This is a genomic window from Variovorax sp. HJSM1_2 (assembly GCF_049316285.1).
Classification (GTDB): Bacteria; Pseudomonadota; Gammaproteobacteria; order Burkholderiales; family Burkholderiaceae_C; genus Rhodoferax_B.
Genome location: NZ_JBMOXA010000009.1, coordinates 49,764 through 68,541 on the forward strand (window position 1 = coordinate 49,764; position 18,778 = coordinate 68,541).

Genomic DNA, 18,778 nt, shown 5'->3' on the forward strand with positions numbered 1-18,778 from the left:
GGAGTGTTTGTCATGTCTCGTTTATCTATTCCTGCGAGCCGCCCGGCTGAACGGCCCGCCACCACGGCAACAACAGCAAGCACTAAGGCGAAGACCACTAACACGGCCAAAGCCGGCATCGTGCGCCCGGCCTTGGTGCTGCTGATGGCGCTGACCCTGGTCACCGGCGTGGCCTACCCGGTACTCGTGACGGGTGTGGCACAGGCGGTCTTTCCAGCACAGGCGAATGGCAGCCTGGTGCAGGCGGGTGGCAAGCTGGTGGGCTCGGAACTCATAGGCCAAAACTTCACCGACCCCGGCCACTTCTGGGGCCGCCCTTCGGCCACGTCGCCCATGGCCAACAACGCGCAGGCATCGAGCGGCTCGAACATGGGGCCGCTGAATCCGGCGCTGGCCGATGCCGTCAAGGCCCGTGTGGAGGCGCTGCGTGCGGCCGATCCGGGCAACACGCAGGTGGTGCCGGTGGACCTGGTGACGGCGTCTGGCAGTGGGCTGGATCCACACATCACGCCGGCGGCTGCGTTGTACCAGGCGCCACGGATTGCACGTGTGCGCGGAGTGCCAGTGGGGCAGGTGCAGGCACTGGTTTCGGAGCACACCGAGACGCCTTGGTTGGGGTTTTTTGGGGAGGCTAGGGTGAATGTGTTGGCTTTGAATCTGGCGCTCGACAAGGTTGCGCCTGCCAAGGCGTCTTGAGGTGTTGATTAGCGCTGCTGGCCGGGTCTCGCCCCGGCGGGCGAGTGGCTTTTGCAGAAATCGGCGAAGCCGATTTTCTTGTGCGCACAGGCGTGCTTTGCACGCGGGGTTTGCTCACTTCGCGAAGCGAAGTTATGCAAACACCAAAAGCCACCAAAAGAAAGCGCCCCCACTGCCTGCGTCCCTTCGCTGCGCGAAGGGCAACCTGCGGTGCTCGTGCTCAGCGGGGTCTGGCTAAACTCGCTGCGCTCAGACAACGCCAGCCCTGATCCGCTGAGCACTCCACTCCTCGGCGCATTCAGAGGGGGGGAACTGCAAATACCCAACGGGCCATTGCTGCGCTCGGCCCGCGATGCGCAGCGAGCCGGGTGGGATTTGGCATCCCCGCCCCTCTAGCTGCGCCTGCGCTGGGCGTTTTAGGCGGGATCAGTTCCGGGCATGTCTGAGCGCAGCGAGTTGCGCGGAACCCCGCCTAAAAAGTCCAGCGCAGGTCGCCCGTAGCGCAGCGAAGGGTCGCAGATCGTGGGGTCGCCTTTTCTTTGGGTACTTTCTTTTGGCGAAGCAAAAGAAAGTACCTCGCCGCCGGGCGACTCCCGGCCTCCACCCTCAAAAGAAAACACCCCAGCCAAACGAAGTCCCACAAGCAAGTGCTAACCTAACATCCACATCCAACGAGGCACCCCCTTGGCCCCAAGCCCAGCCCCCCGTCCCTCCCCCGACCAGCTGCTCCAACAACTGCAGCACGCCGAGCGCCAAGCCCAGCGCGGACGCCTGCGCATTTACTTCGGCGCGGTCGCCGGCGTTGGCAAAACCTACGCCATGCTGCAAGCCGCGCACGCCGCGCGCAAAGCCGGTGCCGATGTGGTGGTCGGCCTGCTCGAAACCCACGGCCGCAGCGACACCGCTGCGCTGCTGGCGGGACTGGACCAACTCCCTAGGCTGGAGATGGAGCACCGTGGCCACACGTTGCACGAGTTCGACCTCGACGCCGCCCTCACGCGCCACCCCGACGTGTTGCTGGTCGACGAACTGGCGCACACCAACACGCCTGGCGCACGCCACCAAAAACGCTGGCAAGACATAGAAGAACTGCTGGGCGCGGGCATAGACGTGTGGTCCACGCTCAACGTGCAGCACCTGGAAAGTTTGAACGGCACGGTGGGCGCCATCACCGGCATTCGTGTGCACGAAACCGTGCCCGACACCGTGCTCGACGCCGCCGACGAGTTGGTTCTGGTCGACGTAACGCCGGATGAACTGCTGCACCGCCTGCGCAGTGGCAAGGTCTATCTGCCGCAGCAGGCGGCACGCGCCGCGCAGAACTTCTTTCGCAAAGGCAACCTCATTGCGCTGCGCGAAATCGCCTTGCGCCGCACCGCCGAACATGTGGAAGACGACGTGCGCAGCTACCGCATCGAACAGTCGGCACAGGCCGGTGGTGGGCCATCGAGCACGCTGCCGGTGTGGGACTCTTCAGGCGCCATCCTCGCTTGCATCGGCCCGGAAACCGGTGCCGAGCAAACCGTGCGCAGCGCGGCACGGCTGGCGGGCAAGCTCAATGTGCACTGGCATGCGGCGTATGTGGAAACACCACGCCTGCAGCGGCTGGACCAGGCACAACGCGACCGTATTCTGGCGGTGATCCAGCTCGCTGAAAGCCTGGGCGCCACCAGCGCCGTGCTCACCGGCCCCGAGGTCGCCCCCGCTTTGGTGGCGCAGGCGCAAACCCTGAACTGCGCCACGCTGGTGCTGGGGCGGCACAAGTCGGGCGGCGATGCGGATCACCGTGGCTGGAAGTTCTGGACGCAACAAATACGCTGGCCTCTCCACCCATTTTCACAGCCGTTAGCTCGCCAACTCGCCACCCTCGCCCCTACGCTGGACGTGGTCGAGGTCGGCCACACCGACAGTACGCGCCGCCTGGGCCACGCCGTGCCGCCGCGCCAAAGTCTGGCCGAGCACAAGCCCCACACCTGGCAGGGCTACGCCTGGGCCATCGCCGTGTGTGTGCTGGTCACGGCGCTGGCCAATCCTCTCGCGGCGTTTTTCGACCTGACCAACATCGTCATGTTGTTCTTGCTCGGTGTGGTGCTGGTGGCCATGCGTTTTGGCCGTGGGCCGTCTGCGCTGGCGGCGTTCCTGAACGTGGCCGCGTTCGACTACTTCTTCGTCGCGCCCAAGCTGTCGTTCTCGGTCAGCGACGTGCAATACGTCGTGACCTTCATGGTGATGCTGGGTGTGGGTTTGCTGATAGGCCAGCTCACCGCGGGGCTGCAGTTCCAGGCACGTATTGCCAGCAGCCGCGAGCGGCGTGCACAAGCGCTGTTTGAACTGAGCCGCGAGTTGTCGGCCGCGTTGATGCCCGAGCAGGTGTGCACACTCGGTGCCTCGGCCGTGCAGCGCACCTTTGGCGGCCAGGCCGTGGTGTTGGCTTTGGATGAACACGACCAGCTGATCCCGCCCAGCCCACAGCCTCAAGGTTTTGACCTCAGCGTGGCCGAATGGACGCTGCGCAACAACCAGCCCGCGGGCCTGACCACCGCCACCTTGTCGGCCCACAACTGGCACTACACACCCCTTTCCGCCCCGATGCGGCTGCGCGGTGTGCTGGCCTTGCAGCCGGCCGAGGCACGCTGGCTGCTGATCCCCGAGCAGCGCCAGCAACTCGACACCCTGGCGCGGCAAGTCGCGATTGCGCTGGAGCGTGTGCACTACGTCGACATCTCGCAGAAAGCCGTGGTCGAGATGGAGTCCGAGCGGCTGCGCAATGCGCTGCTGGCCGCGCTGTCACACGACGTGCGCACACCGCTCACGGCAATGATTGGCCTGGCCGAAACCCTTCAGCAAACCCAGCCTCCGCTGCCGCTTGAGCAAGCAGAACTCGCGCGTGCCATGGCGCTTGAAGGCCACGCGCTGGCCGCGCTCGTCACCAACCTGCTGGACATGGCGCGCCTGCAAAACGGCGGTGTACATTTGCGCAGCGATTGGCAGTCGGTCGAGGAACTGGTGGGCGGCGCCATCCGTGCGGCGCGCCATGTACCCGGCGCCAGCAGCGTGCAGACACATATTCCAGCCGACCTGCCGCTGGTGGAGTTTGACGCCGCCTTGATGGAACGTGTGCTGGTGAACCTGCTGGAAAACGCCGCCAAGTACGGCGCATCACCAATCGAAGTACACGCCAGCGCGGGTGATGAGGCGCTGCACATCCGCGTGCGCGACCACGGCCCCGGCCTGCCCGAGGCGCTGCGCGGGCGCGAGGCCACCTTGTTTGAAAAGTTCACGCGCGGCGCGGTGGAGTCGGCCACGCCGGGCGTAGGCTTGGGCTTGGCGATTTGCAAAGCCGTGCTGGATGCACACCGTGGCCACATCAGCGCCCACAATGCCGATGGCGGTGGCGCAGAATTCACCATCACGCTGCCGCGCCGCACACCACCGCTGCCCGTCGAAGCCCCGCTCTAGACCCCTATGTCCCAACCCACCGCCATCATCATCGAAGACGAACCGCAGATCCGCCGCTTTGTGCGCGCGGCACTGGAGGCCGAAGGCTGGCAAGTGTTCGAGGCCGACACCGCGCAGCGCGGCCTGACCGACGCCGGCACCCGCAAACCCGATCTGCTGGTGCTCGACCTCGGCCTGCCCGATGCCGACGGCATGCGTGTGATCACCGACGTGCGCGGCTGGTCGGCCGTGCCCATCATCGTGTTGTCGGCGCGCAGCGACGAGGCCGACAAGATTGCCGCACTCGACGCGGGGGCCGACGACTATCTGACCAAACCCTTTGGCACCGGCGAACTGCTGGCCCGCGTGCGCGCCACACAACGCCGCCCGCGCGCGGCAACCAATGGTTCAACTGAAGAAGCCGAACCACTGTTCCGTTTTGGCGATGTAGAAATCGACCGCAGCGCCCGGCTGGTGCGCCGCGCCGGTGCCGAGGTGCATCTCACGCCCACCGAATACCGGCTGCTGTCGGTGCTGGCCGCCAACGTCGGCCGTGTGCTCACCCAGCGCCAGCTGCTGCGCGAGGTGTGGGGCCCGTCACACGCGGACCAAAGCCACTACCTGCGCGTCTACATGGGCCACTTGCGGCAAAAGCTGGAGGCCGATGCGGCGCAGCCCAAGCACTTGCTGACCGAGACGGCGGTGGGCTATAGGCTGGTGCGCTGAGAAGGCATTCACAAATCCGCGAAAATCGCTGGTTTTCTCTCCATCGAATTCCACAACATGACCGAAGCCGCCACCCCCGCTACCCCAGCCGACCGCCCCGCATTGCCCGACCACCTGTCGGTGGACCCACGCAGCCCGCACCATGTGGCCGCCGTGTTTGCACACGACATCGGCATACGCTTCAACGGCCAAGAGCGTGTGGACGTGGAGGAATACTGCATCAGCGAAGGCTGGGTGAAGGTGCCCGCGGGCAAGACGGTAGACCGCAAGGGCCGCCCATTGCTGATCAAGCTCAAGGGCAAGGTCGAGGCGTTTTACCTCTGATCAACCTGAGGTTTGGGCCCCAGGCTCACGCCTTTTTGCGTCAAGTCTTCCAGATACGCGGCCATGCTGCTGCACAAGCGGCGCCGCGCCTCGGCGGGCATCTCGCCCATGCTTTTCTGGTAGGTGGCGCGCAAGGCCGGCAGGCCGGCCAACTGTTTGGCTTGCTCTTCGCCGCTGGCCATGGCCTGTATCAGTTCTTCGCTTGTCCACTTGGCGTAGGGCGAGGCACGAAACGCGGCCTCGTTTTTCTCTCTCAGCTCAGGAAACTGCCACGCGCAGGCTTGGCGCTCGGCGCGGGCACCTTCCAGGGCGGCCAGCTGCAACGCCAGGGGGTCACCGCTGGAAAGTGCGAACGCGGGCGCAGCCAGGCCATACAGCATGGCCAGCGCCAGCGCAGAAAAACGTGGTGTTGTCATCCAGCTTATTCCACCACATGGCCGGTGCCCAGCACACTACGCCCTTCCAGCAGTTTGAACGCGGTGCCCACGGGCAACTTGGGCAAAGCCAGATCGGCGCGCAGAAACTGAACGGCCAAAGTCTGTGCCACCTCGGGCACAGGCTCGGCGCCAGCCGGCACACACAAACGGGCGCTGAAGGCCTCGTGGCCCACCACCAGCATGCAGGGGAACAAACCTGATCGGATGGGGCGACTCGCCGCAGGCACATCCGCCGCCAAAAGCGTAAGCGAGATCTGCGCCGAAGGCACAAAGGCACTGTCCAGCGCAAACCCAGCTTGCACCTGCTTGGGCCTGGCCGCACGCGCCACCAGCCAGGCGATGATGTTGCCTATGATGGGCAGCCACAACACCAGCAGCAGTGAGCCCATGTCGCGTGCGAGAGAGGGCTGCGGCGCCAGCCAGCGCATCAAGCCACCGATGACGGCAAAGACCAGCAGGACAACGGTGATGATTTGGCGGCGCGAAGAAATGTGGGTACTCATAGGGCTGATTAGGCACCATCTCGGCAGCAACTTTTGTGTGCGCCGGCATTTAAGCGAAAATGGCCTCCCGCGCTTGCTCCGCTAGCGCAGCCAGCTATGAACAAAATAGCATTGCGAGCCTGATATGCCTACCCCTCCCGATTCTTCCGCGCCACCACGCAAAGCACCACCGCCAACGTCCACTGGCGCCACGCCATTTCGCCGTGCGGCGCCGCCAGCGGCCTCGACCAACGAGCCCATGCGCCTGAACAAACGCATGGCCGAGCTGAACATGTGCTCGCGCCGCGAGGCTGACGAATGGATCGCCAAGGGCTGGGTCAAGGTCAACGGGCAAATCGCCGAGATGGGCGTGAAAGTGACACCCGCCGACCGCATTCAGATCGACCGCGCCGCCACCGGCCACCAGGCCAACCAGGTCACCATTTTGCTCAACAAGCCTTTGGGTTGGGTCAGCGGCCAGGCCGAAGATGGCCACGAGCCCGCCATCAAGCTGGTGCAACCGCAAAACCGCTGGGTCGACGACAACGCGCGTTTCTTCTTCCACGGCAGCCAACTGAAAAGCCTGGTCCCCGCTGGGCGCCTGGACATAGACTCCACCGGCCTGCTGGTGCTGACCCAGGACGGGCGGGTCGCGCGCCAGTTGATCGGTGAAGACTCGGTGATGGAGAAAGAGTACCTGGTGCGTGTGGCCTATACCGGCACCACCAATCCCGCCGCGGCCACCTCGGCTGCCGCCACCTACGCGGGTTTGCCATCACGCAACCAGAACGCGCAGTTGGTGCGCATTGACGACGACGACCCGGTCACCAGCGACGTGCAGAGTGTGTTTCCGCCGGCCATGCTGGCACGGCTGCGCCACGGCTTGAGCCTGGACGGGCAAGCGCTCAAACCGGCCAAGGTCAGTTGGCAAAACCCGGAGCAGTTGCGCTTCGTTTTGACCGAGGGCAAAAAACGCCAGATCCGCCGCATGTGTGAACTGGTGGGCCTGAAGGTGGTGGGGCTCAAGCGTGTGCGCGTCGGCAACGTGATGCTGGGCAATCTGCCGCTAGGGCAATGGCGCTACCTCGCGCCCCATGAAAAATTCTGAATTGGCACTTTAAGCCGTGACGGCGGATTGAAATCCCCGTCCGGCGGCGGGCGCCGTACACGTTTGAAGCGCGCAGGTCTGTTGCTCACACACGACGCTGGCCCGCCCTGGCGGCCTCACCAAGCCTGGCCCCCAGGCTCCGCGTCCCTTATGCTGCGGCACACACCCGCAATCACTGGACAGGAGCCCCGCATGCAGAACCGCCGCCGTTTTCAACATACCGCCCTGGCTTTGGCCGGCAGCCTGGCGCTGGCCTGCGCGGGAGCCCACGCCCAAAGCGGCGGCAGCGTCAACGCGCTGTGCAGCACCGACGCCTCGTGGTGCGACGCAGCCGCACAGGAGTTCACCCGCACCACCGGCATCAAGGTGAACCAGGCGCACAAAGGCACGGGCGAAATTGCGGCGCAGCTGCGTGCCGAAGCAGCCAACCCCAAGACCGACATCTGGTGGGGCGGTACCGGCGATCCGTTTCTGCAGATTGCCGAGCAAGGCCTGCTAGAAGCCTATCGCCCAGCCTACATCAACGACCTGGCCGACTGGAGCGTGCGCCAATACGCCATGTCGCAGAACCTGGTGGGCGGCTTCTACACCAGTGCCATGGGCATAGGCTGGAACACCGAGTTGCTGAAGAAAAAGAAGCTGCCCGAACCCAAGTGCTGGGCCGACCTGATCAAGCCCGAATACAAGGGCGAGGTCGAGATGTCACACCCTGGCACCAGCGGCACCGGCTACACCATCGTCGCCAGCCTGGTGCAGTTGATGGGCGAAGACCAGGCCTTCGACTACATGAAGAAGCTGCACAAGAACACCATCGCCTACACGCGCAGCGGCCAGGCGCAGGCGCCCAACGTGGCCAAGGGCGAGGTGTCGATCGGCGTGAGCTTCATCTTTGGCTTCGACAAATGGCGTTACGACAAATTTCCAGTGAAGGCCGTCGCCCCTTGCGAAGGCACGGGTTATGAGATCGGCGGCATTGCGCTGGTGAAGGGCGCACGCAACCAGGCCAACGCCAAGGCCTACTACGACTTTCTGATGAGCCCCGCAGGCCAGGCGGTGGGTGGCAAGGCCGGCAGCTTGCAGACACCGGCCAACAAGCTGGCCAAGGTCGACCCGCGTATTCCGACGAATGACGGAGTCAAGCTGATCAAGTACGACTTTGAAAAATACGGCAAGGCCGCGGAACGCCGCCGCCTGCTGGAGCGCTGGACCAAGGAGGTCGAAGGCGCGCCGCGTTAAAAGCCGAAAAACGCCGAAAAAAAAGGCCGCATACATGCGGCCTGGGAGAACGACTGAAAAGCCGTAGCTATATTGTGCGCGCTTTGCCGGCGCGCCGGCATCAGTCGTCGCTCAGCAGCAGGTTGTAGATGATGGCGCCGATGATGGCGCCAACAATCGGTGCCAGCCAGAACAGCCACAGTTGGTCGATGGCGCCGTTGTTCGTGAACAGTGCCGGGCCCGTGCTGCGCGCCGGGTTCACCGAGGTGTTAGACACTGGAATCGACACCAGGTGGATCAGCGTCAGGCACAGGCCAATGGCCAAACCGCCAAAACCGCCCGCCGCACGTTTGGCCGTGGAGCCCAGGATCACCAGCAGGAAGATGGCCGTCATCACCACTTCGCAGATCAGCACCGCCGTCAGGCTGTATTTGCCAGGCGAGAGTTCACCATAACCGTTGGTGGCGAAACCACCGACCGGCGCCGGGCCGCTGATCTTGCCCGTGGCAATCAGGTACAAAACACCGGCCGCCGCAATTGCGCCCAGCACTTGCGAAATGATGTAGCCCGGCAATTCGGCAAACGAGAAACGTTTGCCCACGGCCAGGCCAATCGACACCGCAGGGTTGAAGTGCCCACCGGAAATGGGGCCAAACGCATAAGCCCCCGTCACCACCGTCAAGCCGAAGGCCAGGGACACACCCAACAGGCCAATCCCAAGCGCATGTTCGACCCCAAAAACGGCCGCCAGCACAGCGCTGCCGCAGCCCCCAAAGGTGAGCCAAAAGGTGCCGAGAAATTCGGCTGACCATTTCTTCAGATTACTGTTCATACAAAACCCTCTCGGTTTCAAAAATCTTGCACATCTTCACGAAGACCGTCGCAAAAGGCGCCTTCACAGAGCCCAGGGCATCATCGTCGTACAGCGGTGAATCTTCAACAATTACTTCGCAAATTGAATACATCAATGGCAAAAATACAGCACTGAGTGCAATCGGACTTGCCAAAAACAGTGATTTGCGCCTTGCCTTTGGTGTTGAACAACTGCAGCGACATCGTGCCTACGGGTGCTTGAACTTGGCCCAAGAGGCCATAATTGCGGGTTGCGCCGCGTGAGCGCTGGTTTCCAGCCATCTCGCGCCCGGCCCCTCTTTATTTGTTCAACGCCCACCCATGACCAAGCAAACCCATTCATTCCAGGCCGAAGTCGCCCAGCTGTTGCACCTCGTCACACACGCGCTGTACTCCAACCCCGAGATCTTTCTGCGCGAACTGATCTCGAATGCGTCCGACGCCTGCGACAAACTGCGTTTTGAAGGCCTGAACAACGCCGCCCTGTATGAAGACGCGCCCAACCTGGAAGTGCGTGTGACCTTCGACAAGGCCGCCAAGACCGTCACCATCAGCGACAACGGCATTGGCCTGTCGGAAGCCGAAGCGATTGCCAACCTGGGCACCATCGCCAAGAGCGGCACCAAGGAGTTCATGACCAAGCTCAGCGGCGACCAGAAGTCGGACGCGCAGCTCATAGGCCAGTTCGGCGTGGGCTTCTACTCCGGCTTCATCGTGGCCGACAAGATCACCGTGGAATCGCGCCGTGCCGGCCTGGCGCACAGCGAAGGTGTGCGCTGGATCAGTGGTGGCACCGGCGACTTTGAGGTCGAGACCATTGACCGCGCGCAGCGCGGCACCAGCGTCACGCTGCACCTGCGCGCCGAAGCCGAGGAATACCTCAACACCTGGAAGCTCAAGTCTGTCATAGGCAAATACTCGGACCACATCTCCCTGCCCATCCTGATGCGCAAGGAAGAATGGAAAGAAGGCACGGACGACCAGGGCGGCGAAATGGTCACCACCGACGAGTGGGAAACCGTCAACAAGGCCAGCGCCTTGTGGACACGCGCCAAGAAAGACATCACGACCGACGAGTACAACGCGTTCTACAAGCAGATCAGCCACGACTTCGCCGACCCGCTGGCCCACACGCACAACCGTGTGGAAGGCAGCACCGAATACACGCAACTGCTGTACGTTCCGGCCAAGGCGCCTATGGACTTGTGGAACCGCGACCGCAAGGGTGGCCTCAAGCTCTACGTCAAACGCGTGTTCATCATGGACGACGCCGAAGCCCTGCTGCCCAGCTACCTGCGCTTCATCAAGGGCGTGGTCGACTCGGCCGACCTGCCACTGAACGTGAGCCGCGAACTGCTGCAAGAAAGCCGCGACGTCAAAGCCATCCGTGAAGGCTGCACCAAGCGTGTGCTGGGCATGCTGGAAGACCTGGCCAAACACGACAAGTTGCCCGAGGCCTCTGCTGACGGTGTCACCGATGTGGTGAGCGACGAAGACAAGGCATTGGTGGGCAAATACACCACGTTCTACAACGAGTTTGGTGCGGTGCTGAAAGAAGGCCTGGGCGAAGACTTCGCCAACCGCGAACGCCTGGCCAAGCTGCTGCGTTTTGCCAGCAGCACCAGCGACACCGTGAGTGTGTCTTTTGCCGACTACAAGGCACGCATGAAAGAAGGCCAGGAGGCCATCTACTACATCACCGCCGAAACCCAGGCCGCGGCCAAGAACAGCCCGCAACTCGAAGTCTTCCGCAAGAAGGGCATTGAAGTGCTGCTGATGACCGACCGCGTGGACGAGTGGGCGCTCAACTACATGCAGGACTTCGACGGCACGCCGCTGCAGTCCGTCGCCAAGGGCGCGGTCGACCTGGGCAAGCTGCTCGACGAAGACGAAAAGAAGGCCGCTGAAGAAGCCGCCGAAGCCTTCAAGCCTTTGCTGGCCAAGCTCAAAGAAGCGCTGAAAGACCAGGTCGAAGACGTGCGTGTGACCACCCGCCTGGTCGACTCGCCCGCCTGCCTGGTGGTGCAAGACGACGGCATGAGCGCCCAGTTGGCGCGCATGCTGAAGCAAGCCGGCCAGGCCACGCCTGAAGTCAAGCCCGTGCTGGAAATCAACGCCGAACATGCATTGGTGAAAAAGCTCGACGGCTCGGTGCACTTCAACGATTTGGCGCACATTCTGTTTGACCAGGCCTTGCTGGCCGAAGGCGGCATGCCGGCCGATCCAGCGGCTTACGTGAAGCGGGTGAACGCCTTGCTGGTGTAAGCTAAGAATACGCACCTCAAAAGCCGGCAAGAGCGCGTTGGGCTCTTGCCGGCTTTTTCTATCTGGAGACAAGAATGAACATTACCGTTGTCGGCGCAGGCGCCGTGGGTTGTTATTTCGGCGGCATGCTGGCACGCGCCGGGCACAAGGTCACGCTGGTGGCACGGCCCAACCATGTGGCAGCCATTCAGCGCGACGGCCTGCGCATGCAGACCACCACATTTGATGAACACGTGCGGCTCAACGCCACCAGCGACATCGCCACGGTGCAAGAAGCGCAAGTGGTTTTGTTCTGCGTGAAGTCGACCGACACCGAAAACACCGGCGCGGCGATGAAACCATTTCTGAACCCCAGCGCCACGGTGTTGAGTTTGCAAAACGGCGTGGACAACGCCGACCGTCTGCAGGCCGTGCTCGGCCAGCCGGTGTTGGCGGCGGTGGTGTATGTGGCCACCGAGATGGCCGGGCCCGGCCACGTCAAACACAACGGCCGGGGCGACCTGGTGATTTCGCCCTCCTCGAGCAGCGCCGCCATCGCCGCCGAATTGGCCGCCGCCGGTGTACCCACCGAAGTATCCGACAACGTGCGTGGTGCCTTGTGGGCCAAGCTGATCTTGAACTGCGCATACAACGCCATGTCGGCGATTGCGCAAATCCCTTACGGCCCCTTGGTGCGCGGCGAAGGTGTGAGCGCGGTAATGCAGGACGTGGTCAGTGAATGCCTGGCCGTGGCGCGTGCCGACGGTGTGCGCGTGCCGGGCAACGTGCCCGAGGCGGTGAGCAAGCTGGCGCAAAGCATGCCGGCGCAATACTCCAGCACCGCGCAGGACCTGGCGCGTGGCAAGGCCAGCGAGATCGAGCACCTGAACGGCTACGTGCTGCACCGTGGCGTGGCGCTGGGCGTGGCCACGCCGGTGAACCGGGTGTTGCACACCTTGGTCAAACTGATGGAAAACCGCACGACTTCGCCTTCCACGCCAGCCTGACATACCTTTGGAAACAGCGGCCTTTAGCCTCGGCGCTTAGCATCTGACGATGGACAAAAGCTCTGCACTCACCAATGCCCTGGATTCAAGCCGCCCCTTGCCTGAGCTGGTGGGTATCGCCCTCGCCTGCACGCTCGCAGGCTGTGCCGGTGGTGTGGGTGGCGGGGTGGGCATCGGCATTCCCATCTTCCCCGGGGTGTCGATTGGCGTGGGGGTGGGCTCAGGCGGCGTCAACGTAGGTGTCGGGGCAGGCGCTGGCCCTGTGGGTGTTGGCGTGGGTGTGAACCAAAACGGCCAGGTGACCGGTGGCGCTGGCGTAGGCGTAAGCACCGGTATAGGCAGTGGCGGCGCAAGCGTAGGGGCCGGGGTGGGCACGGGCGCCGTGCTTTATGACCCGAAGAACAAAAATTCGGCACAGAACCAAACCCAGCCGCAAGCTGCACCGCCGCCAGAACTGCTGCGCAACTAACAAGCGCCAGGTAGCGCCTCAGCAGAACATCAGCGCCAGCCAGGCCGGGTCTTCCACCACATTCAGCAGCACATAGGCGCTCGCTCGGTAGACCCAAAATTCGATCTGCGGCCGCTCAGAAAGCCATTCAACCGGCCACATCTGCAGCCGCTGGTACACGCCCAAAACCATGGTCAAACTGACTTAAACGTAGAGCGGCTCTTCGCCCATGGCTTCGATCTGCTCGGTCAGCATGTTGACCTGCCCGACCCAGTAGTCGCTGCTGCCAAACCAGGGAAAGTTGATGGGGAACGTCGGGTCGGCCCAGCGCCGCGCCAGCCAGGCGCTGTAGTGGATCAGGCGCAGTGTGCGCAGCGGCTCTATGAGCGCCAGCTCGCGCCGGTCGAAGCTGCGGAACTGTTCGTAGCCATCCAGCAGGCCGCTGAGTTGCACGGTGCGCTGGCCACGGTCACCGCTGAGCAGCATCCACAGGTCTTGCACGGCCGGGCCGCTGCGGGCGTCGTCCAGGTCAACAAAATGCGGGCCGCCGTCGGGGCGGTCGGTGGGTGTCCACAAGATGTTGCCGGGGTGGCAATCGCCGTGCAGGCGCAGCACCTTGATTTCAGCGTTTTTTGAGGCCCCGCTGCCCGTTGGAAGCGCACTGGCAGCTATCAATTCAAGAGCTTCATTACACTTGTCCCGCCACGCACCCTGCACGTCCAGCGGAATCATGTCGTGGCCCAACAGCCAGTCGCGCGAGGCCGTGCCGAAGGTCGCCAGGTCGAGCGCGGGCCGGTGGATAAACGGCGCCTTGGCGCCCACGGTGTGGATGCGCGCCAGGAAACGGCCAATCCATTCGAGTGCCTCAAAATCATCCAGCTCGGGCAGGCGGCCGCCACGGCGCGGGCTCACGCTGAACATGAAGTCGCCGAAGCGGTGCAGGGTTTTGCCGTCCAGCGTGAGCGGGCCCACGGCGGGCACTTCGGCGGCCATCAGCTCGGCGGCGAAAGCATGCTCTTCAAGGATCTGCGCCTCGCTCCAGCGCTGGGGGCGGTAGAACTTGACGACCACGGCGGGCACATCGGATGGCTCTTCCAGATGCACCTGGTAGACGCGGTTTTCGTACGAGCTGAGCGCCATGAGACGGCCATCGCCATACAGGCCCAGGCTGGCCAGGGCGTCGAGCACCACATCGGGGGTGAGGGTCTCGTAGGGATGATTCGAAGCAGGTACGGCAGTCATGCGTCGATTGTGACTGTTATCTCTGCGGCGCCACAAAGCAAACGCCCACCGGCCTTACAAGGCGGGTGGGCGTTTTTGAGGCGAACCTCAGCCGCGATTAAGCCAGCGTCAGCGTCACTTCAATGTTGCCACGCGTGGCGTTGGAATAAGGGCACACGCCGTGGGCGGTGTCGATCAGGTCTTGGGCCACGGCGCGGTCCATGCCGGGCAGGCTGATCACCAGCTTGGCGGCGATGCCAAAGCCTGCAGGGATGGGGCCGATGTCCACGCTGGCGTCAATGGCGGCATCAGCCGGCACAGCGACCTTCTTCAGGCCGGCGACGTGTTTCATGGCGCCCATGAAACAAGCCGAGTAGCCAGCGGCGAACAGTTGTTCAGGGTTGGTGCCGGCACCGGAGCCGCCCATTTCCTTGGGGGGCGACAGCTTCACGGACAGCTTGCCGTCATCGCTGGCGGACTGGCCGTCGCGGCCGCCGGTGGTGTGGGCGTGGGCGGTGTAGAGAACTTTGTCGAGTTTGGTAGCCATGGTTTTTCCTTCAGGTTGATGAGCACAGGGGGGAACGAACTAAAAATTTCTTCTGGGCAACTGCACAACTTACGCTGGACCGGCCGAGGTGAGGTTCTGGCGCAAAGCCTGCACCTGCTTCACCAAGGCCTGCAATTCGGGCAGCGAACACTGACTGGCCGCCAACATACAGGCCGGCAAATCGGCCGCCCGTATCTTCAGTTTCTGCCCGGTCGGCGTCAACGTGATGACGACCCGGCGCTCGTCTTCCGCCGCACGGGTGCGGGCCAGAAAACCGGCCGCTTCCATGCGTTTGAGCAGCGGCGTGAGCGTGCCCGAGTCGAGCGCCAGACGTGCACCAAGATCCGAAACCGTCTGCCCATCCTGCTCCCACAACACCAGCATCACCAGGTATTGCGGGTAAGTGAGGCCTAACTCGGCCAGCAGTGGCTTGTACAGCTTGGTCATCGTCAACGAGGCCGAATACAGCGCAAAACACAGCTGGTTGTCGAGCCGAAGGGCTTCATCAGCAGAGGGGAGGAGCGCAGTGTTGCTTGCCATGGGATGAATTGTAGTTCACAATTAAATTGTGTGCAACTTAATTTATCAAAGAAACCCCACCGGCAGTGGGGCTGCAGCCAGGAGGGCTTAGACGGCCTCAGGCAATGGGGCTCAGTACTTGTAAACGCCCTGCCCGGTCTTGCGGCCCAAGCGGCCTGCGGCCACCATTTCTTTCAGCAGCGGGCATGCGCGGTATTTGCTGTCGCCAAACTCCTGCAGGTAGACCTCCATCACCGCCAGGCACACGTCCAGGCCAATCATGTCGGCCAGCGCCAGCGGGCCAATCGGTTGGTTGCAGCCCAGCTTCATGCCGGCGTCAATGTCCTCTGCGCTGGCCACACCCTCGGCCAGCACAAAAAAGGCCTCGTTGATCATGGGCACCAGGATGCGGTTGACCACAAAACCCGGCGCGTTCTTCACGGTAATGGGCGTCTTGCTCAGGCGCGTGGACAAGGCGTGCACCGCGTCGTGTGTGGCGTCGCTGGTCTGCAGGCCACGGATGATTTCCACCAGCGCCATCATGGGCACGGGATTGAAGAAGTGCATGCCGATGAAGCGCTCGGCACGAGTCGTGACGGCGGCCAGCTTGGTGATGGAGATGGAAGACGTGTTCGACGCGATCAACACCTCGGGCGCCAGCAAGGCGTCGAGCTGCTTCAGGATCTTGACCTTGAGATCAAAGTTCTCGGTGGCGGCTTCCACCACCAATTGCGCGGCCTTCAGGTCGTCGTAGTTGGTCGAGCCAGTGATATGGGCCAGCGCAGCGGTCTTGTCGGCTTCGGTCAGCTTTTCCTTCTTGATCAGCCGGTCCAGGCTGCCGGCTACCGTGGCCAAGCCCTTTTGCACGGCCGCGTCGTTGATGTCGACCATGACCACCTTCACACCGACCACCGCACACGCCTGTGCGATGCCGTTACCCATGGTGCCGGCGCCCACAATGCCGACGGTGGTGATGGCCGTTGAGCCTGTTGTTTGCATGAAGCTTTCTCCTTGAAGGTTTAAAAATGAGATGGCATGTTGGGGTATGGTGTGAGCCACTTCATGCCATCATAAAACCGAGCGACACCATCACTGCCTATGTTTGACTACATCATCGTGGGTGCGGGCTCCGCAGGTTGTGTACTGGCCAGCCGGCTGAGCGAAGACCCCCAGGTGCAAGTGGCACTGCTCGAAGCCGGTGGCTCAGACGACAGCCCTCTGGTGCAGTGCCCCACCGGCCTAGCCCTGCTGGCCCGCAAGCGCAACACGCAGTGGAACTTTGCCACCGTGCCGCAACCCGGCCTCAACGGCCGCAGCGGCTACCAGCCACGCGGCAAGATGCTGGGCGGCAGCAGCGCCATCAACGCCATGATCTACACCCGTGGCCACCCCAGCGACTACGACCACTGGGCAGCGCAAGGCAACCCTGGTTGGGCCTGGGCCGATGTGCTGCCCTACTTCCAACGCGCCGAACACAATGCGCGTGGCGCCGACGCCTGGCATGGCGCTCACGGCCCGCTGCGGGTGATGGACCTGGCCCAGCCCAACCCGCACAGCCAGCACTTTGTACAAGCCGCCTTGCAGGCCGGCCACCACACCAATGCCGACTTCAACGGCGCCAGCCAGGAAGGTGTGGGCCTGTACCAGGTGACACAGCACCAAGGCGAACGCTTCAGCGCCGCCAAGGCCTATCTGGCACCACACCGTGCCCGCCCCAACCTGCACATCTTCACCGGCGCCCACGCCACACGCATCGTGCTGCAAGGCAAACGCGCCGTGGGGGTGGAATACGCCGAGGGCGATTTCATCAAGCAGATCCGTGCGCAGCGCGAGGTGCTGGTGTGCGCGGGCGCGCTGCAGTCACCGCAGTTGCTGATGCTCTCGGGCATAGGCCCGCACAAACACCTGGTGGCCAATGGCATTGCCACGCTGCACCACCTGCCGGGCGTGGGCCAACACCTGCACGACCACCCGGACGTGGTGCAGGTGGTGCACACCCCAGGCGTGCGCGACTTGCTGGGCATCTCGCCTACTGGTGTGGCGCGCCTGGCCAAGGGCGCGCTCGAATGGCGGCGCCAGCGTACCGGCATACTCACCAGCAATCTGGCCGAGGCCGGTGGTTTCATCAAAAGCCAGCCGGATGAGCCCATTCCCGATCTGCAACTGCACTTCGTCGTCGCCCAACTGGTGGACCACGGCCGTAAAACCGTGCTCGGCCACGGCTACTCCATCCACGTGTGTGTGCTGCGCCCGCACAGCCGGGGCAGCGTGAGCCTGGCCAGCAAAGACCCGTTTGCCGCGCCGCTCATCAACCCCGACTTTCTGGGTGACCGCGACGACATGGAACGCCTGATGCGCGGCTACCGCCTGGTGCGCGAGATCTCGGCGCAACCCGCGCTCGCCGCATTGGGCGGCTACGAGACCGCGCGCTCGGCCCACGCCACCAGCGACATGGCGCTGGAAAGCTTCATCCGCGACCACACCGACACCGTCTACCACCCCGTGGGCTCGTGCCGCATGGGCCCGGGACCCATGGACGTGGTGGACCATACATTGCGTGTACACGGTGTGGCGGGCCTGCGTGTGGTCGATGCGTCCATCATGCCGCGCATCGTTGGTGGCAACACCAATGCGCCGGTGATCATGGTGGCGGAGAAGGCGGCGGATTTGATTCGGGCGGAGTGATGGCGCCCTGCGTCAGTTTTCAGCCCACGATGGCACTCGCCAGATAAGCCCCATCCCCCAAGCGCGACTCCACCCGTAGCCCGGGCACATGCCGCGCCAGCAGCCGCCACGGCTGCTCCATCCCGGCCAGCGAACTCACCGAGTGCAAGGCCGCTGGCAGCACCATGAAGTTGGTCGGCCAAAAAAATGGCCCGGCCCATTTCAATCCGCAGGCCACAACCCGTGCACCCGGCTTGAGGTGGGACATCACCTTGGCCACGGCTTCTGCCTGTTGCAGGATGTCGTGGGTGAAATGGAACAAGGCGGCGTCGGCCATCACGTCGATGGGCGCTTCGGCCACGGGGGCCAGGGTCAGCGTGACGTTGCCCCAGCCTTCGCACTCTTGCCGCTGGCGCGCAATGGCCAGCATGTCGGCGCTTTGTTCTATGCCGACCACCTGGCCGCCAGGGCCTACGCCTTGGCGCAGCGGCGCCAGGCTCAGGCCGGTGCCACAGCCCACGTCGAGCACGGTGTTGCCGGGCTGCAGCGCCAGCAACTCAATCGCTTCCAGCCGTATGGGCTCCCAGGGCGCCATCTCCAAATCGTAGACGCAGGCACGGCGGCGGTACTGCTCCAGTGCTGCCGTGCTGGCAGAGGGTGGGTGGACTTGCGGCGGCACGGGGCTGGGCTTCATGCGACTTCTCCGTTAGGAACGAATACACGTTCCGAGGCTAGGCAACAGACTGCACCCATGTTACGAGCTAAGCCGCGCAACCCCAAACGGCCCTGGTCTTTGCAGGACATCAGCGGCGCCTGCCGGCCAAGCCGCTATGCAGAGGCCATAAACCTC

The 18,778-nt window shown here is 63.5% G+C and carries 19 protein-coding genes; 10 read left to right on the top strand and 9 right to left on the bottom strand.

The window, feature by feature from the left end; translation table 11 throughout:
- The first annotated feature begins 12 nt into the window (after positions 1–12).
- The 4 genes from kdpC to ACFQ95_RS11990 all read left to right on the top strand — a co-directional run bounded on the left by kdpC (position 13) and on the right by ACFQ95_RS11990 (position 5,184).
- A complete protein-coding gene (kdpC, locus tag ACFQ95_RS11975; RefSeq protein WP_422831208.1) occupies positions 13–696 on the top strand; it encodes a potassium-transporting ATPase subunit KdpC in 684 nt (227 codons plus the stop codon).
- Positions 697–1,380: 684 nt separating this feature from the next.
- Positions 1,381–4,155, top strand: coding sequence for a DUF4118 domain-containing protein (locus tag ACFQ95_RS11980; RefSeq protein WP_422831209.1), 2,775 nt, complete (start codon positions 1,381–1,383; stop codon positions 4,153–4,155).
- 6 nt (positions 4,156–4,161) lie between these two features.
- Positions 4,162–4,860: a two-component system response regulator KdpE gene (kdpE, locus tag ACFQ95_RS11985; RefSeq protein ID WP_422831210.1), complete on the top strand. Its 699-nt coding sequence runs from the start codon at positions 4,162–4,164 to the stop codon at positions 4,858–4,860.
- Positions 4,861–4,917: 57 nt separating this feature from the next.
- Entirely contained in the window at positions 4,918–5,184 is a 267-nt protein-coding gene (locus ACFQ95_RS11990) for a DUF3297 family protein (RefSeq protein WP_422831212.1), read from the top strand.
- Here ACFQ95_RS11990 and ACFQ95_RS11995 read toward each other — a convergent pair.
- Positions 5,175–5,600: a hypothetical protein gene (locus ACFQ95_RS11995; protein WP_422831213.1), complete on the bottom strand. Its 426-nt coding sequence runs from the start codon at positions 5,598–5,600 to the stop codon at positions 5,175–5,177. The genes ACFQ95_RS11990 and ACFQ95_RS11995 overlap by 10 nt on opposite strands.
- A gap of 5 nt (positions 5,601–5,605) precedes the next feature.
- Positions 5,606–6,124 (bottom strand): hypothetical protein, encoded by a 519-nt coding sequence (locus ACFQ95_RS12000; protein WP_422831214.1) that lies wholly within the window; start codon positions 6,122–6,124, stop codon positions 5,606–5,608.
- 238 nt (positions 6,125–6,362) lie between these two features.
- Between ACFQ95_RS12000 and ACFQ95_RS12005 the strand changes: the two genes are divergently transcribed.
- Positions 6,363–7,211 carry a pseudouridine synthase gene (locus ACFQ95_RS12005; RefSeq protein ID WP_422831462.1) on the top strand — a complete coding sequence of 283 codons (849 nt, stop codon included), beginning with the start codon at positions 6,363–6,365 and terminating at the stop codon, positions 7,209–7,211.
- Positions 7,212–7,403: 192 nt separating this feature from the next.
- Positions 7,404–8,447 carry an ABC transporter substrate-binding protein gene (locus ACFQ95_RS12010; RefSeq protein WP_422831215.1) on the top strand — a complete coding sequence of 348 codons (1,044 nt, stop codon included), beginning with the start codon at positions 7,404–7,406 and terminating at the stop codon, positions 8,445–8,447.
- 100 nt (positions 8,448–8,547) lie between these two features.
- On the opposite strand, the gene aqpZ is transcribed toward ACFQ95_RS12010, so the two are convergent.
- Positions 8,548–9,258: an aquaporin Z gene (gene aqpZ / locus ACFQ95_RS12015; RefSeq protein WP_422831216.1), complete on the bottom strand. Its 711-nt coding sequence runs from the start codon at positions 9,256–9,258 to the stop codon at positions 8,548–8,550.
- Between the two features lie 341 nt (positions 9,259–9,599).
- Between aqpZ and htpG the strand changes: the two genes are divergently transcribed.
- The 3 genes from htpG (at position 9,600) to ACFQ95_RS12030 (ending at position 12,998) form a co-directional block, all read left to right on the top strand.
- Positions 9,600–11,543: a molecular chaperone HtpG gene (gene htpG, locus ACFQ95_RS12020; protein WP_422831217.1), complete on the top strand. Its 1,944-nt coding sequence runs from the start codon at positions 9,600–9,602 to the stop codon at positions 11,541–11,543.
- Positions 11,544–11,617: 74 nt separating this feature from the next.
- Positions 11,618–12,529 (top strand): ketopantoate reductase family protein, encoded by a 912-nt coding sequence (locus tag ACFQ95_RS12025; RefSeq protein WP_422831218.1) that lies wholly within the window; start codon positions 11,618–11,620, stop codon positions 12,527–12,529.
- 49 nt (positions 12,530–12,578) lie between these two features.
- Positions 12,579–12,998 carry a hypothetical protein gene (locus tag ACFQ95_RS12030; RefSeq protein WP_422831220.1) on the top strand — a complete coding sequence of 140 codons (420 nt, stop codon included), beginning with the start codon at positions 12,579–12,581 and terminating at the stop codon, positions 12,996–12,998.
- Positions 12,999–13,016: 18 nt separating this feature from the next.
- On the opposite strand, the gene ACFQ95_RS12035 is transcribed toward ACFQ95_RS12030, so the two are convergent.
- From ACFQ95_RS12035 to ACFQ95_RS12055, 5 genes are all read right to left on the bottom strand, one after another.
- Positions 13,017–13,169 (bottom strand): hypothetical protein, encoded by a 153-nt coding sequence (locus ACFQ95_RS12035; RefSeq protein ID WP_422831221.1) that lies wholly within the window; start codon positions 13,167–13,169, stop codon positions 13,017–13,019.
- A 12-nt stretch (positions 13,170–13,181) separates the two neighbouring features.
- On the bottom strand, positions 13,182–14,219 hold the full coding sequence (locus tag ACFQ95_RS12040) for a serine/threonine protein kinase (RefSeq protein WP_422831223.1): 1,038 nt from the start codon (positions 14,217–14,219) through the stop codon (positions 13,182–13,184).
- 97 nt (positions 14,220–14,316) lie between these two features.
- The gene (locus ACFQ95_RS12045; protein WP_422831225.1) at positions 14,317–14,745 is read right to left on the bottom strand and encodes an organic hydroperoxide resistance protein; all 429 of its coding nucleotides are present in this window, start codon (positions 14,743–14,745) and stop codon (positions 14,317–14,319) included.
- A 69-nt stretch (positions 14,746–14,814) separates the two neighbouring features.
- Positions 14,815–15,285, bottom strand: a complete 471-nt coding sequence (locus tag ACFQ95_RS12050; RefSeq protein ID WP_422831226.1) for a MarR family winged helix-turn-helix transcriptional regulator — start codon at positions 15,283–15,285, stop codon at positions 14,815–14,817.
- Between the two features lie 111 nt (positions 15,286–15,396).
- Positions 15,397–16,263, bottom strand: a complete 867-nt coding sequence (locus ACFQ95_RS12055; protein WP_422831227.1) for a 3-hydroxybutyryl-CoA dehydrogenase — start codon at positions 16,261–16,263, stop codon at positions 15,397–15,399.
- Between the two features lie 99 nt (positions 16,264–16,362).
- Here ACFQ95_RS12055 and ACFQ95_RS12060 point away from each other — a divergent pair, with 99 nt between their 5' ends.
- Positions 16,363–17,949, top strand: a complete 1,587-nt coding sequence (locus ACFQ95_RS12060; protein ID WP_422831228.1) for a GMC family oxidoreductase — start codon at positions 16,363–16,365, stop codon at positions 17,947–17,949.
- 19 nt (positions 17,950–17,968) lie between these two features.
- On the opposite strand, the gene ACFQ95_RS12065 is transcribed toward ACFQ95_RS12060, so the two are convergent.
- Positions 17,969–18,622, bottom strand: a complete 654-nt coding sequence (locus ACFQ95_RS12065; RefSeq protein ID WP_422831229.1) for a class I SAM-dependent methyltransferase — start codon at positions 18,620–18,622, stop codon at positions 17,969–17,971.
- Positions 18,623–18,778 lie beyond the last annotated feature (156 nt).